The organism is Qaidamihabitans albus (assembly GCF_016464705.1).
GTDB lineage: Bacteria > Actinomycetota > Actinomycetes > Mycobacteriales > Pseudonocardiaceae > Qaidamihabitans > Qaidamihabitans albus.
The window spans coordinates 84693-100132 of record NZ_JAEHOB010000020.1; the positions used below are offsets into that span (position 1 = coordinate 84693).

At 72.3% G+C, this 15440-nt stretch carries 15 protein-coding genes; 3 read left to right on the top strand and 12 right to left on the bottom strand.

Features of this window, described 5'->3' with window-relative positions:
* Positions 1-56: 56 nt before the first annotated feature.
* Entirely contained in the window at positions 57-959 is a 903-nt protein-coding gene (xerD, locus tag JAP66_RS28245; protein WP_199434914.1) for a site-specific tyrosine recombinase XerD, read from the bottom strand.
* A gap of 88 nt (positions 960-1047) precedes the next feature.
* A complete protein-coding gene (locus JAP66_RS28250; protein WP_199434898.1) occupies positions 1048-1770 on the bottom strand; it encodes an OBAP family protein in 723 nt (240 codons plus the stop codon).
* Between the two features lie 91 nt (positions 1771-1861).
* Here JAP66_RS28250 and JAP66_RS28255 point away from each other — a divergent pair, with 91 nt between their 5' ends.
* Positions 1862-2374: a DUF1707 domain-containing protein gene (locus JAP66_RS28255; RefSeq protein WP_199434899.1), complete on the top strand. Its 513-nt coding sequence runs from the start codon at positions 1862-1864 to the stop codon at positions 2372-2374.
* A gap of 9 nt (positions 2375-2383) precedes the next feature.
* On the opposite strand, the gene JAP66_RS28260 is transcribed toward JAP66_RS28255, so the two are convergent.
* Positions 2384-3010, bottom strand: coding sequence for an NUDIX domain-containing protein (locus JAP66_RS28260; RefSeq protein ID WP_199434900.1), 627 nt, complete (start codon positions 3008-3010; stop codon positions 2384-2386).
* Positions 3007-4707 (bottom strand): CTP synthase, encoded by a 1701-nt coding sequence (gene pyrG, locus JAP66_RS28265; protein ID WP_199434901.1) that lies wholly within the window; start codon positions 4705-4707, stop codon positions 3007-3009. The genes JAP66_RS28260 and pyrG overlap by 4 nt, the downstream gene beginning before the upstream one ends.
* An 85-nt stretch (positions 4708-4792) precedes the next feature.
* Here pyrG and aroA point away from each other — a divergent pair, with 85 nt between their 5' ends.
* Positions 4793-6085 (top strand): 3-phosphoshikimate 1-carboxyvinyltransferase, encoded by a 1293-nt coding sequence (gene aroA / locus JAP66_RS28270; protein WP_199434915.1) that lies wholly within the window; start codon positions 4793-4795, stop codon positions 6083-6085.
* Positions 6086-6127: 42 nt separating this feature from the next.
* Here the strand turns inward: aroA and JAP66_RS28275 are convergent, their stop codons facing one another.
* Positions 6128-7075: a copper transporter gene (locus JAP66_RS28275; RefSeq protein ID WP_199434902.1), complete on the bottom strand. Its 948-nt coding sequence runs from the start codon at positions 7073-7075 to the stop codon at positions 6128-6130.
* Positions 7072-8256, bottom strand: a complete 1185-nt coding sequence (gene steA / locus JAP66_RS28280) for a putative cytokinetic ring protein SteA (protein WP_199434903.1) — start codon at positions 8254-8256, stop codon at positions 7072-7074. The genes JAP66_RS28275 and steA overlap by 4 nt, the downstream gene beginning before the upstream one ends.
* A gap of 182 nt (positions 8257-8438) precedes the next feature.
* Here steA and JAP66_RS28285 point away from each other — a divergent pair, with 182 nt between their 5' ends.
* Positions 8439-9263: a putative protein N(5)-glutamine methyltransferase gene (locus JAP66_RS28285; RefSeq protein ID WP_199434904.1), complete on the top strand. Its 825-nt coding sequence runs from the start codon at positions 8439-8441 to the stop codon at positions 9261-9263.
* Between the two features lie 66 nt (positions 9264-9329).
* Here the strand turns inward: JAP66_RS28285 and recN are convergent, their stop codons facing one another.
* The 6 genes from recN to JAP66_RS28315 form a co-directional block, all read right to left on the bottom strand.
* Positions 9330-11141, bottom strand: a complete 1812-nt coding sequence (recN, locus tag JAP66_RS28290; RefSeq protein ID WP_199434905.1) for a DNA repair protein RecN — start codon at positions 11139-11141, stop codon at positions 9330-9332.
* A gap of 98 nt (positions 11142-11239) precedes the next feature.
* Complete coding sequence (locus JAP66_RS28295; protein ID WP_199434906.1) at positions 11240-12169, bottom strand: NAD kinase; 930 nt, start codon at positions 12167-12169, stop codon at positions 11240-11242.
* Positions 12166-12981 carry a TlyA family RNA methyltransferase gene (locus tag JAP66_RS28300; RefSeq protein ID WP_199434907.1) on the bottom strand — a complete coding sequence of 272 codons (816 nt, stop codon included), beginning with the start codon at positions 12979-12981 and terminating at the stop codon, positions 12166-12168. Before JAP66_RS28300 ends, JAP66_RS28295 begins: the two co-directional genes overlap by 4 nt.
* 2 nt (positions 12982-12983) lie before the next feature.
* Positions 12984-13157: a hypothetical protein gene (locus tag JAP66_RS28305; protein WP_199434908.1), complete on the bottom strand. Its 174-nt coding sequence runs from the start codon at positions 13155-13157 to the stop codon at positions 12984-12986.
* Positions 13158-13198: 41 nt separating this feature from the next.
* Positions 13199-14200, bottom strand: a complete 1002-nt coding sequence (locus JAP66_RS28310) for an HAD-IIA family hydrolase (protein ID WP_199434909.1) — start codon at positions 14198-14200, stop codon at positions 13199-13201.
* A complete protein-coding gene (locus JAP66_RS28315) occupies positions 14193-15308 on the bottom strand; it encodes a tetratricopeptide repeat protein (RefSeq protein WP_268963328.1) in 1116 nt (371 codons plus the stop codon). Before JAP66_RS28315 ends, JAP66_RS28310 begins: the two co-directional genes overlap by 8 nt.
* Positions 15309-15440 lie beyond the last annotated feature (132 nt).

The following is a 15440-nucleotide window of genomic DNA, read 5'->3' on the forward strand; positions in this document are numbered from 1 at the left end:
CGTAGAGCACCGGCAAAGCGGCTCGCCGGGCACGACCGGAGTACTTTTCGGCCGGCTCAACCCAGCGCGCGCGGATGCGCCGTCGCGTAAACCTCACGCAGCGTGTTCACTGTCACCAACGTGTACACCTGTGTCGTCGTGACCGAGGCGTGGCCGAGCAGTTCCTGCACGACGCGTACGTCGGCACCGCCCTCGAGCAGATGTGTGGCGAACGAGTGGCGCAGCGTGTGCGGCGACACCGTGGCGGCGAGTCCGGCACGCTCGGCGTTGGTCTTGAGCACCTGCCACGCGCTCTGCCTGGACAGCCTTCCGCCGCGGGCGTTGAGGAAGACGGCGCTGCTGCCCCGGCCACGCCCGGCGAGCGCGGGCCTGGCGCGCACGAGGTAGGCGGCCAGGGCCTCCAGCGCGGGCCTGCCGATCGGGACGAGCCGTTGCTTGCCGCCTTTCCCGTCGAGCAGCACGGTCCGCTCGTCGTCGTCGATGTCGTCGAGGTCGAGGCCGACGGCCTCCGAGATCCTGGCGCCGGTGGAGTAGAGCAGTTCGAGCAGCGCGCGGTCCCGCAGCGGCCGCTCACCTTCGGCCATGGGGATGTCGAGCAGGCGCAGCACGTCGTGCACCGGCAGTGCCTTCGGCAGCCGCCTGGCCGCCGCGGGCGGGCGGACGTCACGGGCCGGGTCCTGCTCGGTGATGCCGTCGGCGTGGGCGAACCGGTGCAGGCCGCGCACCGCCACCAGCGCGCGGGCGGCCGACGACGCGGCCAGCGGCCGATGCTCGTCGTCGCCTTCGCGCAGGGCCACGCCGAACGCGGTGATCTGCTCGGGCCCGATGCGCGCGAAGTCGCTGATCCCGGACCTGTCCAGGTGCTCCCGGTAACGGCGCAGATCCCGCGCATAGCTGTCGAGGGTGTTCCTGGCCGTGCCCCGCTCCACCAGCAGGTGATCGAGGTACGCACCGATCACCTTCGCCACCGGGGTACCGCCGGGCTGTGCCACGCGCACACTCTAGGAGAAGGCGGGCGCGTTCCCAACGACGTTCGTGCCCCGCGGGTCAGCCGGCCTCCCGGACGTCGACCACCCCTGCGACGCTCGTGGTGCCGGTGAACTGGTCCCGCATCGCGTCCACGCCGTGTTGCGGGCGCGCGAGCCGGGCGAACTCCCGCCGCTGCTCGCGCTTGGCCGCCGTGTCCAGCTCCATCGCCTCGTCCCGATCGCGGCGCAGGCTCTCGGCGCATTCACCGTCGCGGTTGAAGGACCACATCAGCTTCGGCTCGCCCATCGGCAGTGGGTCGCCTGGCCCGCTGTCGTGCCGCCCGGTGTGCCAGGTGTGCCACGTCTTGCCGTAGCTGTTCACCAGGAGCTCGAGGAACGCCTTCTCGGCGGTGTCGGGCAGTCCCGGTGCCACCAGCTGGCCGGACAGGATCTCGTAGTTGTGCGGATGCCAGTAGGCCCGCTCCGCCTCAGGCAGCGACTCGAAGAGCATTTCCGAGACGATGTACTCGATCCCGATGAGGTTGGCCGCACGCGTGTTGCCGTCGAACAACACGCACTGCAGGAGATCCGCGTTCACCATCCGGCAGTAGTGGTGCGCCTCCATCTGCGTGTCCGGCTCGCCCTTCGCGCAGTGGAAGCCGACCACGTAGACGTCGAAGTCCCGCAGCGGCGCCGCCTCCTGCACCAGGTCGGCGCCCTTCTCCAGAATCGCCGGTCCCGGCCCCTTGCCGCCGCCCGCCGGGCGCAGCGGCGCCGGCCGGTCCTTGATCATCGGATTCATCCGCAGGCCTTTCGCATGGGTTCGTCGGTCGCTCCTGCATTGACCGCGCCACGGCGGACGAAACACCCCCGGACACGGGTAACGTGGAGCCATGTCGAGCCAGCCGGACCCGGACACGTTGCGGATCGGCACGGCGGAGCGCGAGGAGGCCGGCCGGGTGCTCGGCGATCACCTCGCCGAGGGCCGTCTGACGATGGACGAGTACGAGGAGCGGGCCGCCACCGCCATGGCCGCGCATACCAGGGCCGAGCTGCGGCCGCTCTTCGAGGACCTGCCCGCACCGCATCCGGCGTTCCTGCGTCCACCCGTACCGCCGGCACCGGCACAGCCGGCACAGCCGTACCCGTACGCCCCGGCGGCCCAGCCAGCGCCCGCCTATCCCGCGGTGGTGTCCGACCGGTCCAAGACGATCGCAGGCGTCCTGCAGATCGTCGTCCCGCTGGGCATCGGCCGCTTCTACACCGGGCACACGGGCATGGCCGTGGCCCAGTTGCTGTGCACGCTGCTCACCTTCGGCGTCGGCGCCGTCTGGCCGCTGATCGACGGAATCCTGCTGCTGATCAACGGCGGCCGCGACCCGCAGGGCCGCCCGCTGCGCGACTGACCGCCGCGCTCACCGCCGGCGGGCGGCGAACGCCGTCGGCCGCACGTCCCACGGCGCGCGTGCAGGCCGCGCGGGCGCCGCACCGCTGAGCACGGCGTGCGCCGCCAGCACGCCGCCCACGGTCGCGCCGTTGACGATCTCCCCGGCCAGCACCATCCGCACGGCGCGATCCAGCGGCACCCGGTCGATCACCAGGTCGGCCTCCTCCTCACCATGGACGTCCCGGTCCACTTCGGACAGCTCGCGAGCGAGGAAGACGCGGATGACCTCGTCGGTGAATCCCGGGGAGGCGGCGACGTCGACCAGGGTCTCCCAGCGGCCCGCGGCCAGGCCGGCCTCCTCCGCGAGTTCGCGGCGGGCGGCGTCGACGGGGTCCTCGCCTTCCTCGTCGAGCAGACCGGCGGGCAGCTCCCACAACCGTCTGCCGAGCGGATGGCGGTACTGATGGACGAGCGTGATCCGGCCCTCGTCGTCCACCGCGGCGACGCCCACCGCGCCAAGGTGCTCGACGACCTCCCGGCGGGCCCGGCCGCCACCGGGCATGACGACGTCGTCGATCCGCAGGCCGATGACCCGTCCGATGTGGATGTCCTCGGAGGACGCCACGGTGAACTCGTGCGAGCCCGGTCCGGTCACCGCGCGCCGACCGGGGTCTCGGGCAGCTCGACCGGGAGCCGGTCCGCCGTGCGGTAGGCGACCACGGCGCGGACGAACGCGTCGAACAGCGGATGCGGGCGCGTCGGCCTGCTCTTGAGCTCCGGATGTGCCTGGGTACCGACGAAGAACGGGTGCACCTTCTCCGGCAGCTCGACGAACTCGACGAGACGGTCGTCCGGGGAGGTGCCCGAGAAGACCAGCCCGGCGTCGGCGAGCCGCTTGCGATAGGCGTTGTTGACCTCGTAGCGGTGCCGGTGCCGCTCGGAGACCTCCCGCGAGCCGTAGGCCCTGGCGACCTGCGTGCCCGGCGCCAGCTTGGCGGGGTAGGCACCGAGCCGCATGGTGCCGCCCATGTCGCGCTCCCCCGCGACGACGTCCTTCTGGTCCGTCATCGTGGAGATCACCGGATGCCCGGTGTTCTCGTCGAACTCCGCGGAATTCGCGTCCTTCAGCCCGGCGAGGTTGCGGGCGGCGTCGATGACCATGCACTGCAGGCCGAGGCAGAGGCCGAGCACCGGGATGCTCTGGGTACGCGCATGGGTGATCGCACCGATCTTGCCCTCGATACCGCGCACGCCGAACCCGCCTGGCACCAGCACACCATCCACACCGGACAGCGCGGCCGCGGCGCCGGCGGGCGTGGTGGCCTCGTCGGAGGGCACCCAGACGATCTCCACCTTGGCGCGGTGGGCGAACGCGCCCGCGCGCAGTGCCTCGGTGACCGAGAGGTAGGCGTCCGGCAGGTCGATGTACTTGCCCACCAGCGCGACCCGCACGGTCTCGGCCGGGTTGTGCACCCGGTCGAGCAGGTCACCCCACACCGTCCAGTCCACGTCCCGGAAAGGCAGGCCGAGCCGCCGCACGACGTAGGCGTCCAGCGCCTCCGAGTGCAGCACCTTGGGGATGTCGTAGATCGACGGCGCGTCCGGGCACGCGATCACCGCCTCGGTGTCGACATCGCACATGAGCCCGATCTTGCGCTTGAGGTCCTCCGAGAGCTCGCGGTCGGCCCGGCACACCAGCGCGTCCGGCTGGATACCGATGTTGCGCAGCGCGGCCACCGAGTGCTGCGTCGGCTTGGTCTTCAGCTCGCCGGACGGCGCGAGATACGGGACCAGCGAGACGTGCAGGAAGAAGCAGTTGTCCCGGCCGACGTCGTGCCGGACCTGCCGGCAGGCCTCGAGGAACGGCAGCGACTCGATGTCGCCGACCGTGCCGCCGACCTCGGTGATCACCACGTCCGGACGCTTGTCCGTGCCGTCGGACTCGGCGACCGCCATGATCCGCGACTTGATCTCGTCGGTGATGTGCGGGATGACCTGCACGGTGTCGCCCAGGTACTCACCGCGCCGTTCCTTGGCGATGACCGAGGAGTACACCTGCCCGGTGGTGACGTTGGCCGAGCCGGACAGGTTGCGATCGAGGAATCGCTCGTAGTGCCCGATGTCGAGATCCGTCTCGGCGCCGTCCTCGGTGACGAAGACCTCGCCGTGCTGGAACGGGTTCATCGTTCCCGGATCGACGTTGAGGTATGGATCGAGCTTCTGCATCGTGACGCGAAGCCCACGGGCGGTAAGGAGTTGTCCCAGGCTGGACGCCGTGAGCCCCTTACCCAGAGAGGAGGCGACGCCTCCGGTGACGAAAACGTACTTGGTTGTCCGCGGCTGAAGTCCCACGGGCTTCCACCTTATCCCACCTCGCCGCAGCCGCGCGGCGGCCTCGCCGACGGAGGCGGACGCGTGTTGTGCGAGAGTGAGCGACGTGGCCGAGGAGAACACCTGGACAGCGCCGGTCGCCGGGGGCCGGGTCGAAGGTGACGTCCGTGTGCCGGGCTCCAAGTCGATCACCAACCGGGCGTATGTGCTGGCCGCGCTGTCGGCGGGGCCGACACTCGTGCGCGAGCCGCTCGACTCCCGGGACGCGCGGCTGATGCTCGCCGCGCTGGCCGAGCTGGGTGCGACGTCCGAACACACCGCTGACGGCGTGCTCGTGCAGCCTCTCACCCGCGGGACGGGTGAGGTGTCCGTCGCGCTGGGTAACGCGGGCACGGTCGCCCGTTTCACGCCGCCGCTGGCCGCGCTCGGCGCGCGTACGGTGCACTTCGACGGCGATACGGCGATCCGCCGCAGGCCCGTGGCTCCGCTGCTCGCCGCGCTGTCCGCGCTCGGCGCCGACATCGACGACGGTGGCCGCGGCGCGCCACCCTTCACCGTTCGCGGCCACGGTGGGCTGCGTGGCGGCGCCGTCGACCTCGACTCTTCGGCGTCCAGCCAGTTCCTCTCCGCCCTGCTGCTCGCGGCACCGGCCTTCGATGCCGGGGCCACGGTGCGGCTGACGGGCCGGCCGCCGAGCGAACCGCACATCGCGATGACGCTCGACATGCTCCGCCGCTTCGGCGCCGTGCCCGAACGCGACGGCGTGGAGTTCCACGTACCGGCGACCACTCTGTCACTGACCGACTACAGCGTGGAACCGGACCTGTCCACGGCCGCCCCGTTCGTCGTGGCGCCGCTCGCCGTGGGCGGCACCGTGCGGATCGCGGGCTGGCCCAAGGAAACCACCCAACCGGGTGACTGGCTGCGCAGCCTGGTCCGCGAGCTGGGGGCCGAGGTGACGCTCGACGAGCGCGGCCTCACCGTCACGGGCGCCGGCAGGCTGCCCGGCGCCGAGCTGGACCTGCACGAGGTCGGCGAGCTGACCCCGGTGATCGCGGCCCTGCTGTGCTTCGCCGACGGCCCCTCGCTCATCTCCGGGGTGGCCCACCTGCGCGGGCACGAGACCGACCGCCTCGCCGCGCTGGCCACGGAGCTCTCCGCGCTGGGCGGCGACGTCACCGAGACCACGGACGGCCTGCGCATCCGTCCGGCGACCCTGCACGGCGGCACGTTCCACACCTACGACGACCACCGGCTCGTGATGGCCGGCGCCGTGCTGGGCCTGCGGGCTCCCGGCGTCCGGGTGGAGAACCCGGGCACGGTCGGCAAGACGTTCCCCGGCTTCGTGCGCGCCTGGGAAGACCTGCTCGCCGCTCGTGAGTGTGCACACGAGTTCTAACTCGGGTACGCACTCACGAGCCGCGTGCCGGCTCGGCGGTCGCTAGCGGCCTTCCTGCTCCACGCCGGGAGCCGGGGCCTCGGCATTGCCCGCGACGCCGTAGCGTCCCGCGTTGCCTTCGAGCTGCTCCCGGAGCGCGAGCAGGGTGGCCACCCGGCCCGCGGACGAGCCGACGTTGTCCACGGTGGACATGATGGAGGTCGACGCCGTGTCGGCCCGCGCCACGCCGACCGCACCGGTGCCTTCGGCCGACGCCGGGTCCCCGGCGAGCACCGTTCCCGCTCCGGCCCGGTCGAGCTGGGTGGCGAAGCGGGCGAGCGTCGCGGCCCGGTCGCCCGCGCCGTCGCCGCTGGCCTTGCCACCGGTCAGCACGACGGCCAGCTGCGCGGGCGCGACATCCTCGGGTGGCTTGATGAAACCGCCGTCGGCCAGCCCGGACAGTGCCGCGGTCAGCTCCGTCGGGGCCGACTGGCGGTCGGCGCTGTCCTTGTCAAGCATCAGCACGGAACCGAGGAGGGCGCCCGCGAGCGTGCCCGGATCGCCGGCCGTCGGGAACTGGGCCCCGGCGGGCTGCAACCGGGTCGCGACCTCGCGCAGCTGATCGGCCTTGCCCGGGTCGGCGAACGACGAGGTGAGCTGGACCTCGCCGGTCACGGAGGCACCCGCCTGCCCGACCAGCTCCTTGATCGCGTCCCGGTCGGCCGGCTTCGCCCCCTCGGTCGTCACCAGGATGACGGAGCGCTTGTCGAGCAGGCCGTCGACCACCTTGCCGCCGACCGAACCGGCGAAGGCGTCGGCGTCGGCCAGGCGCGCGTTGAGGGTGTTGCGCTCGGCCTCCAGGTCGGTGACCCGGTTGGCGAGCTCGCTCTTCTCGTCGGAGAGCCCGGAGAGCAGCGTCCCGTTCAGCGCCGTGGAGCCGAGCACGACGCCGACCGCGAGCGCCAGGAAGACCGCCGCGATGGAAACGATGTGATACCGCAGAGAAATCACGTGAAGAGCCCCTTGACCCAGCTTGTGAAGGACTGCCAGGCGTCCCTGGCCCCGTCGAGGTAGACGTCACCGACATCGGAGACCAGCAGCGCGGCGACCACGACCACGATCGCGGCGAGTACGAGCAGCACCACCGCGCCGATCGAGACCCGGCTGCGATGCAGGGTTGCGACGGCCTTGCCGTCGACCAGCTTGGTGCCCAGCTTCAGGCGGGTGAGGAAGGTCGACGGGTTCGATCCGGACCGGCCGTGGTCGAGGAACTCCTGGAGGGTCGCCTGGAAACCGACCGTGACCACCAGGCTGGCGTCATGTGCGTCCGCGAGCAGCAGGGCGAGGTCCTCGGAGTTGCCCGATGCGGGGAAGGTCACCGCCCCGATGCCGAGGTCCTGTATGCGTTCGACGCCGGGCGCGTGGCCGTCCGGCTGCGCGGGCACCACGACCTCGCCGCCGGACTTGAGCGAGTCCGCCTCGATGCCGTAGGGATCGCCGACGATGATGTCGGGCTCGTAGCCGTGCGCGCAGAGCGTGTCGGCACCCGCGTCGACACCGACCAGCACGGGGTGGTGTTCGGCGATGTACTTCTTGAGCCGTCTGAGGTCATCGGCGTGCCCGTTGCCCGGTGCAACCACGAGCACGTGCCGGTCGCGGATGGGCAGCCGCAGTTCCGGCACGCCCACCCCGTCCAGGATCAGCGTCCGCTCGCGGCGCAGGAACTCGATCGTGTTCGCCGAGAACGCCTCGAGCTGTGTCGACATCCCGGCCTTGGCCTCAATCATCTGGTCGGCGACGCTCTCCGGCGTCTGCACGTTGCCAGTGCCCACCTTGCGGTCGCCGACGTAGACGGCGTCCTCGTGCACGCGCACCCGGCCGCCGTCCTTGACGCTGTGCAGGATCTCCCCGCCGACACGATCCAGGAGCGGAATTCCCGCGCTGACAAGAATTTCCGGGCCCAGATTCGGGAACCGGCCCGAAATGGACGGTGAGGCATTCACCACAGCCGCCACTCCCGCCTGCACGAGCGCATCGGCTGTCACCCGATCGAGGTCGATCTGATCGAGTACCGCGACGTCACCGGGCCCCACCCTGCGCAGCAGTTCCCGGGTGCGCCGGTCGACCCGGGCAATGCCGGTAATTCCGGGCAAAGCCTCTTTGTTCCGCGAGAGCAGGCCGGTGAGCTTCATGAATCCGATGGTGACAAATGGACACGCGAAAACGTGGCCGCCACGCCGAAACTCCGACGGCTGAAATACCTGTCAGGGTGGGCGCCGCCCGAGATCCGGTAATGTCGGCATGGACAAAGGCCGTTCGGTCCGCGCGCGCGTGGACCGAGTGAGCGCCCCATCAGCGTCCGGGAGGCGCTCCGATGTCAGCCGAGCCAGCCGAGCCAGCCGAGCCAGCCGACGCACCGTCCGGGATCGTCACCACGCTCCGGACCGCGGGCTGCGTCTTCGCCGAGGACGAGGCCCGGCTACTCCTCGCCGCGGCACGGATGCCGGCCGAGCTCGCCGCGATGGTGGACCGGCGGGTCGCCGGAGAGCCACTCGAGCACGTCCTCGGCTGGGCGGAGTTCTGCGGCCTGCGGATAGCCGTGGACCCCGGCGTCTTCGTGCCCCGCCGCCGCACCGAGTTCCTCGTGCACGAGGCCGCCGCGCTCGCGCACCCGCGAGCCGTCGTCGTCGACCTGTGCTGCGGCACGGGCGCGGTGGGCGCCGCCCTGGCGTCGTTCACGGGCGGGATCGAGCTGTCCGCCGCCGACGTCGACCCCGCCGCGGTGCGATGCGCCCGCCGCAACGTCGCCGCGGCCGGTGGCCGGGTGTACCAGGGCGACCTCTACGACGCGCTGCCCGCCCCGTTGCGGGGCCGGGTCGGCATCCTGGTCGTCAACGCTCCGTACGTACCGACCGACGCGATCGCGACGATGCCGCCCGAGGCCCGTCTCCACGAGCCGAAGGTGGCGCTCGACGGTGGCCCGGACGGCCTGGACATCCAGCGGCGGGTCATCTCCGCGGCACCGCGCTGGCTCGCACCGGGCGGGCACCTGCTGATCGAGACGAGCGAACGGCAGGCACCGTGGACGGCGGACGCGCTCGCCCGCGGCGGGCTGGAGCCCCGGGTGAGCCGCTCCGGGGAGCTGGGCGCCACCGTCGTCACCGGCACCTGGCCCGAAGGGGCTGCGGTCACCTCGTGAGTGCGCACGCGAGTGAGAACACTGTTACGCACTCACGACCGGTCCAGCAGGGTCGAGGACAGCTTCTCAGGACTTCTTCCTGGCGGGCGCCTTCTTCTTGGCCGGACGGGCCGACCGGGGCGCGGGCTCCGGCGCGCTCTTGTCCGCCGCGGCCGCCGCGAGCAGCTCCTCGGCGTGCGCACGCCCGGTCTCCGTTCCCTCCAGGCCTGCGAGCATCCTGGCCAGCTCCACCACGCGGTCGGACTGCGCGAGGACCCGCACGTCGCTGCGGGTGACGCCCTCCGCGGTGCCCTTGTCCACGACGAGATGACGGTCGGCGAACGCGGCGACCTGCGGAAGGTGGGTGACGACGAGGACCTGATGACTGCGTGCGAGCCGGGCGAGCCGCCTGCCGATCTCGACCGCGGCCCTGCCACCGACTCCGGCGTCGACCTCGTCGAACACGAGTGTCTGCACGGTGTCGGCGTGCGCGAGCACCACCTCGATCGCGAGCATGACGCGGGACAGCTCACCGCCGGAGGCTGCCTTGTGCACCGGCAGCGCCGGCGCGCCGGCGTGGGCGCGCAGCAGCAGCTCCACCTCGTCCACCCCGTCGGCACCGGCGTGCAGGAGCGCGCCGTCGACACGCAGCGCGTGTGAGTCTCCGGCCTCGGCTGGCCGGCCGCGCACGACAACCTCGATCTCTGCCTGGCCCATCGCGAGCCCGGTGAGCTCGGCCGTGATCTCGCCCGCGAGCTCGGCGGCGGCGGTGCTCCGGGCTGCCGACACCCGCCCGGCGTGGTCGCTCAGCTCGGCCGCCAGCTCGTCGCGGCGGGCGGCGAGCTTCGCCAGCGCCTCGTCGGAGGTGTCCATCGTCGACAGGCGCTCCCGGGCGTCGTCGGCCCAGGCCAGTACGCCGTCCACGTCGGCGGCGTACTTGCGGGTGAGCTTCTTCAGGTCGGCCTGGCGGCCGAGGATCTGCTCGAGCCGCTCGGGATCGGCGTCCAGCGTCTCCAGGTAGCCGGCCAGCTCGCCACCCACGTCGGTGAGCAGGACAGCGGCCTCGCCGAGCCGCGGCTCGAGCTCGCGAAGGACGGCGTCCTCGGTACCGGAGAGCCGGCGTCTGGCCTCGGCGACCATGCCCAGCGCGCCGGGCAGGTCGGGGTCGCCCTCCGCGGAACCGGCCACCGCCGCGTGCGCCGCACTCGCGGCCTCCCGCAGCTCGTCCACCGCCGCGAGGCGTTTGATCTGCTCGCTGAGCTCGGCGTCCTCGCCCGGGGCCGGATCGACGGATTCGATCTCCGTGAGCCCGTGCCGCAGCAGGTCGGCCTGCTGCGCCAGTTCCCGCGAACGGCTGGAGCGCTCCGCCAGCTCCGCGGCGACCGCGAGCCATTCCTCCCGGACCCTGCGGTACTCGGCGAGGGGCGCCGCCACCGCGTCGCCGGCGAAACGGTCGATGACGGCACGCTGCTCGGCCGAGCGCAGGAGGCGGAGCTGGTCGTTCTGCCCGTGCACGGCGAGCAGCTGCTCGGAAAGCTCCGCCAGCACGCCGACGGGGACCGAGCGGCCGCCGAGGTGCGCTCGGGAACGGCCGTCGCCGCCCACCGAGCGCAGCGCGATGACGCTGCCGTCCTCGTCGGTGTCACCACCGGCGTCGGTGATGATCCGCACGGCCTGTTCGCCGGTGATTCCCTCGAACCGCCCCTCGACGGTCGCCTTCGCCGTCCCCGTGCGCACCTTGGACGCCTCCGAGCGGCCACCGGAGAGCAGGTGGAGGCCGCTGACGACCATCGTCTTCCCCGCCCCGGTCTCACCGGTGACCACGGTGAACCCTGGGTGCAGTTCGAGCAGGGCGTCCTCGATCACGCCCAGGCCCTGGATTCGCATCTCGGCCAGCACGCCACCACCGTAGCGGCTGCCGCCGACATCCCCCGCCCGCCATTGCCATGAAAGACTCGTTACTGGCACTTTTCGCCAGTAACGGGTCGTTCATAGCACTACGGGCCGGAGCGGGCGTGTCGCTCGCGCCAGCTCTTGACCGGCAGCGAGAACTTGTGCACGAGCCGGTCGGTGAAGGGGTCCTCCCACAGGCGGGCCAGCCGCACCGGCACGCGCCCCGCAACGACCTGCACCCGCGCACCCGGCGCCAGCTCGATGTGTCGAAGCCCGTCGCAGGTCAGCACGGCCGGGGACCCGTCCGGATCGACCTGCACGGTGATCACCGACGCCCGCGACACGACCAGCGGCCGGGAGAACATGGCGTGCGCGTTGCTGGGAACCACGAGCAGTGCCTCCACGTCCGGCCAGATCACCGGCCCGCCCGCCGAGAACGCGTACGCGGTGGACCCGGTCGGGGTCGCGCACAGCACCCCGTCGCAGCCGAAGGAGGACACCGGCCTGCCGTCGACCTCGATGAGCGCGTCGAGGATCCGCTCCCGGGTGCTCTTCTCGACGCTCGCCTCGTTGAGCGCCCAGGTGTGCGCCACGACCTGGCCGCTGATCGTCACGGTGACGTCGACCGTCATCCGCTCCTCGATCCGGTAGCGCCGGTCGACGACGCGCTGCACCGTGTCGGCGAGGGCGTCGGAGTCGGCCTCGGTGAGGAACCCGACCCGGCCCAGGTTGATGCCCAGCACCGGCACGCCCGCGGGCCGGGCCAGCTCGGCCGCGCGCAGCAGCGTGCCGTCGCCGCCGAGCACGAGCACGAGCTCCGTGCCGGCCGCCGGATCGTCCTCCGGAGCCACGACGATGCACGGCGCGCCGTCGCCGCTGATCTCGACCAGCTCGCGGACCTCCTCGCCGATCACCCGCAGCAGGACACCGGCCGCCGCCAGGCGCACGGCGACATCGCGAGCCGCGCCGCGGGTGGCTTCCCGGTCCGGGTGCACGACGAGGAGCACCTCGCGCCGTCCGCTGTCTGTAGTCACACCGGCCCTTCCCGAACTGCGATCCGGACGAGCTCTTCCACGTCCTCCATTGGTGCCTCGCCGGCAGCACGGCGCAACCACGCGAAGTACTCGACGTTGCCGGACGGCCCCGGCAGCTGGCTGGCCACGACGCCGAGCGTCCGCAGGCCGAGCGCCGCCGCCTCCGTGAGCACGTCCCGCACCGCGAGCCCACGCAGAGCCGGGTCGCGCACCACGCCGCCGCTGCCCAGCCGCTGCCTGCCCACCTCGAACTGTGGCTTCACCATCGGCAGCAGGTCCGCACCCGGTGCCGCGCACGCGGCCAGTGCCGGCAGCACCAGCCGCAACGAGATGAAGGAAAGGTCGGCGACCACCAGCTCGACCTGGCCGCCGATCAGTTCCGGGGTGAGGTGGCGGACGTTCGTCCTGTCGAGCACGACGACCCGCTCGTCCGTGCGCAGCCGCCAGTCGAGCAGGCCGCGCCCGACATCGGCGGCGACGACCGTGCGCGCGCCAGCCCGCAGCAGGACGTCGGTGAAGCCGCCGGTGGACGCCCCGGCGTCGAGGCAACGCTTACCCTCGACCACGAGCCCGCGGGCCTCGAAGGAGCGCAGGGCACCGAGGAGCTTGTGCGCCCCCCGGGAGGCCCAGCCCGGATCGTCGTCCGCGCGTACGACGATGGGCGCGTCGGTGTCGACACCGGTGGCGGACTTGCCCGCGACGAGACCACGGACGGTCACCCGTCCCTCATGGATCAGCGTGCCCGCATGTTCCCTCGAACGGGCCAGGCCCCGACGCACCAGCTCGGCGTCCAGGCGCGCCTTGCGCGGCATGGCTACACCTTGTCGATGCTGGAAAGCGCCACGGTGAGCTCGGTGTGCACCGCGTCGAAGCGCTCGACGTGTTCTGTCAACGGTAGGTCGCCGAGCTCGTCGAGCGCGGCGACAGCCTCGTCGATACCGGCGCGAGGGTCGGTTTCCTGCGGTGCCGGGGTCGTCTCTTCGTGCACTCCCCAACGCTAACCGATCCCGGCGGCGGACGGTGCGCGGATCAGGTCAGACCGAGCTCGGCGAGCGCGGCACGGGCATGCTCGTCGGTGCCCCGAACGCTGGTGACACCGTGCTTCCACGCCCCGGCACACAGTGCGCGCAGCAGATCGGCGCTGTCGCGGCCGCCTTCGCTGCGCGCGGTCAGCGTCGCGCCGTCCGCGGCCACCCGCCAGCCAGGACGCGGGCCGATCTCCAGCTCACCGGCGTCGCCGCCGGGCAGGGCGGCCAGATCCGCCGCGAGATAGCGCGGGCGCTCCCGCGGGCCTGCCGCGAGCAGGCCGGCCGGAGTGTCGACACCGCTGAGTACGAGAAGCGCATCGAGTCCGGCGGCGACGGCCCCAGCGATGTCGGTGTCCAGCCGGTCACCGACGACCAGCGGGTTGCCCGCGCCGGCGGACTCCGCGGCGGTGTGGAACAGCGGCGGCCGCGGTTTGCCGGCCACCACCGGTTCCCGGCCCGTGGCGGTGCGCAGCGCGGCGACCATCGATCCGTTGCCGGGCAGCTCACCACGCTCGGCAGGCAGGGTGGCGTCCATGTTGCAGGCGATCCAGACGGCCCCGGCGCGGATACAGAGGCACGCCTCCGCGAGGTCGGGCCAGGCCGTGTCCGGCGAGTGTCCCTGGACGACCGCGGCGACCGTGGCCCCCGCCTTCCGGACGGGCCGAAGGCCGGCGTCGTCCAGCTGCGCGGTGAGTGAGTCGGTGCCGACCACGAGTACCTCGGCACCGGCGGGCAGGCGGTCCCGCAGCACCCGCGCGGCCGCCTGCGCGCTCGTGTTCACCTCGGCCGCTTCCGCGCCGACGCCGAGCGAGCGGAGGTGCTCGGCGACGGCTTCCGGTGCCTTGGCCGCGTTGTTGGTGACGAACCGGATCGATGTGCCGTGCTCGCGCACCCGGCGGATCGCGTCGGCGGCGCCGGGGATAGGGCGCGCTCCGTGGTAGACGGTGCCGTCGAGGTCGAGCAGCAGGGCGTCGTGGCCGTTCAGCAGCGCCGCGCTACTCATCACCCAGCTCCGCCGCCCGTTCGGCCGCGTCGGTCTCCTCCTCCAGATCGGCGTCGGCGGCGTGCATGAACCAGCGCACCGCCTCGTCGCGGCGCCCGGCGGCCGCGAGATTGTCGGCGTAGGCGTAGAACAACCGCGCGCTCCAGGGCTCCCGCCGGGCGGGGTCCAGGTCCGCCCCCTGCAGGGCGACGACCGATGCGTCCACCTGGCCGAGGTCGCGGCGCGCGCCGGCCGCGACGATGCGCAGTTCGACCGCGACGTCCTTGGTGAGCGTGCTGGGATCGACCTCTTTCGCGAGGTCGAGCGCCCGCTCGGGCCTGCCGAGAGCGCGCTCCGCGTCGGCGATGACGGCGACGTGCGTATCGGTACGGGTCATCCGGCGTACCGCGCGGAGCTCGGACAACGCCTCCGACCAGTTTCCGGCGTGGTACGCGGCCAGGCCGACGGCCTCCCGCACGATCGGCACCCTCGATACCTTCGACTTCGCGTACCTGGCGTGCGCGAGGGCGGCTTCCGGGTCGCTGTCCACGAGGCGACCCGCGGCGACGAGATGGCGGCCGATGCGCTCGGCCAGGTCTCTCGGCAATGTCCGCAGCTCGCGGCGGGCCTCCTCGTCGAGCTCCGAGAACTCGACGTCCTCCGGCAGTTCCGGCGCGGCGAGCAGGTCCTTGGCGACCTCCTCGTCATCGCGGGGGCGGTCGGCGGCGGCCCGGGACGGGCGGGTGTCGCGGCGCGGCCGGTCATCGCGCCGGTCGACAGGCTTGCGCTCGCGATCCGGCCGCCTGTCGCGCGAGCGGTCGTCTTCGCTCCGGTCCGGACGGCCGCTCCCGCGGGAGCCGGTTCCGGAACGCCTGTCCCCGAATCCGCGCCGGTCGTCACCGGGCGCGCTGCGCCGATCGTCGCGGCGTTCGAACCTGCCGCCACGTGGCGAGCGGCCTTCGCCCTGATCGCGTTTCGGGCCGTCGCCACGTTTCTGACCGCGGTCCTGGGAAGGGCGTCCCTGACGTTCGGGCCGGCCGCCACGGGCACCCGAGCTTCCACGGTCGCGCCGGTGCGGTCGATCGGACTCGCCATTGTCCCCTGAGCCGCGTCGACCGAACTCGGACACCTGTCCTCCTGTTTCCTGTCTTGCCTTGGACATGCGAAAGGCCCGTTAGGGAAGGCCAACCTGGCCACCCTAACGGGCCTTCGCAAAGTAATGTACGGCGGTGTCCTACTCTCCCACACCCCTTCGGGTGCA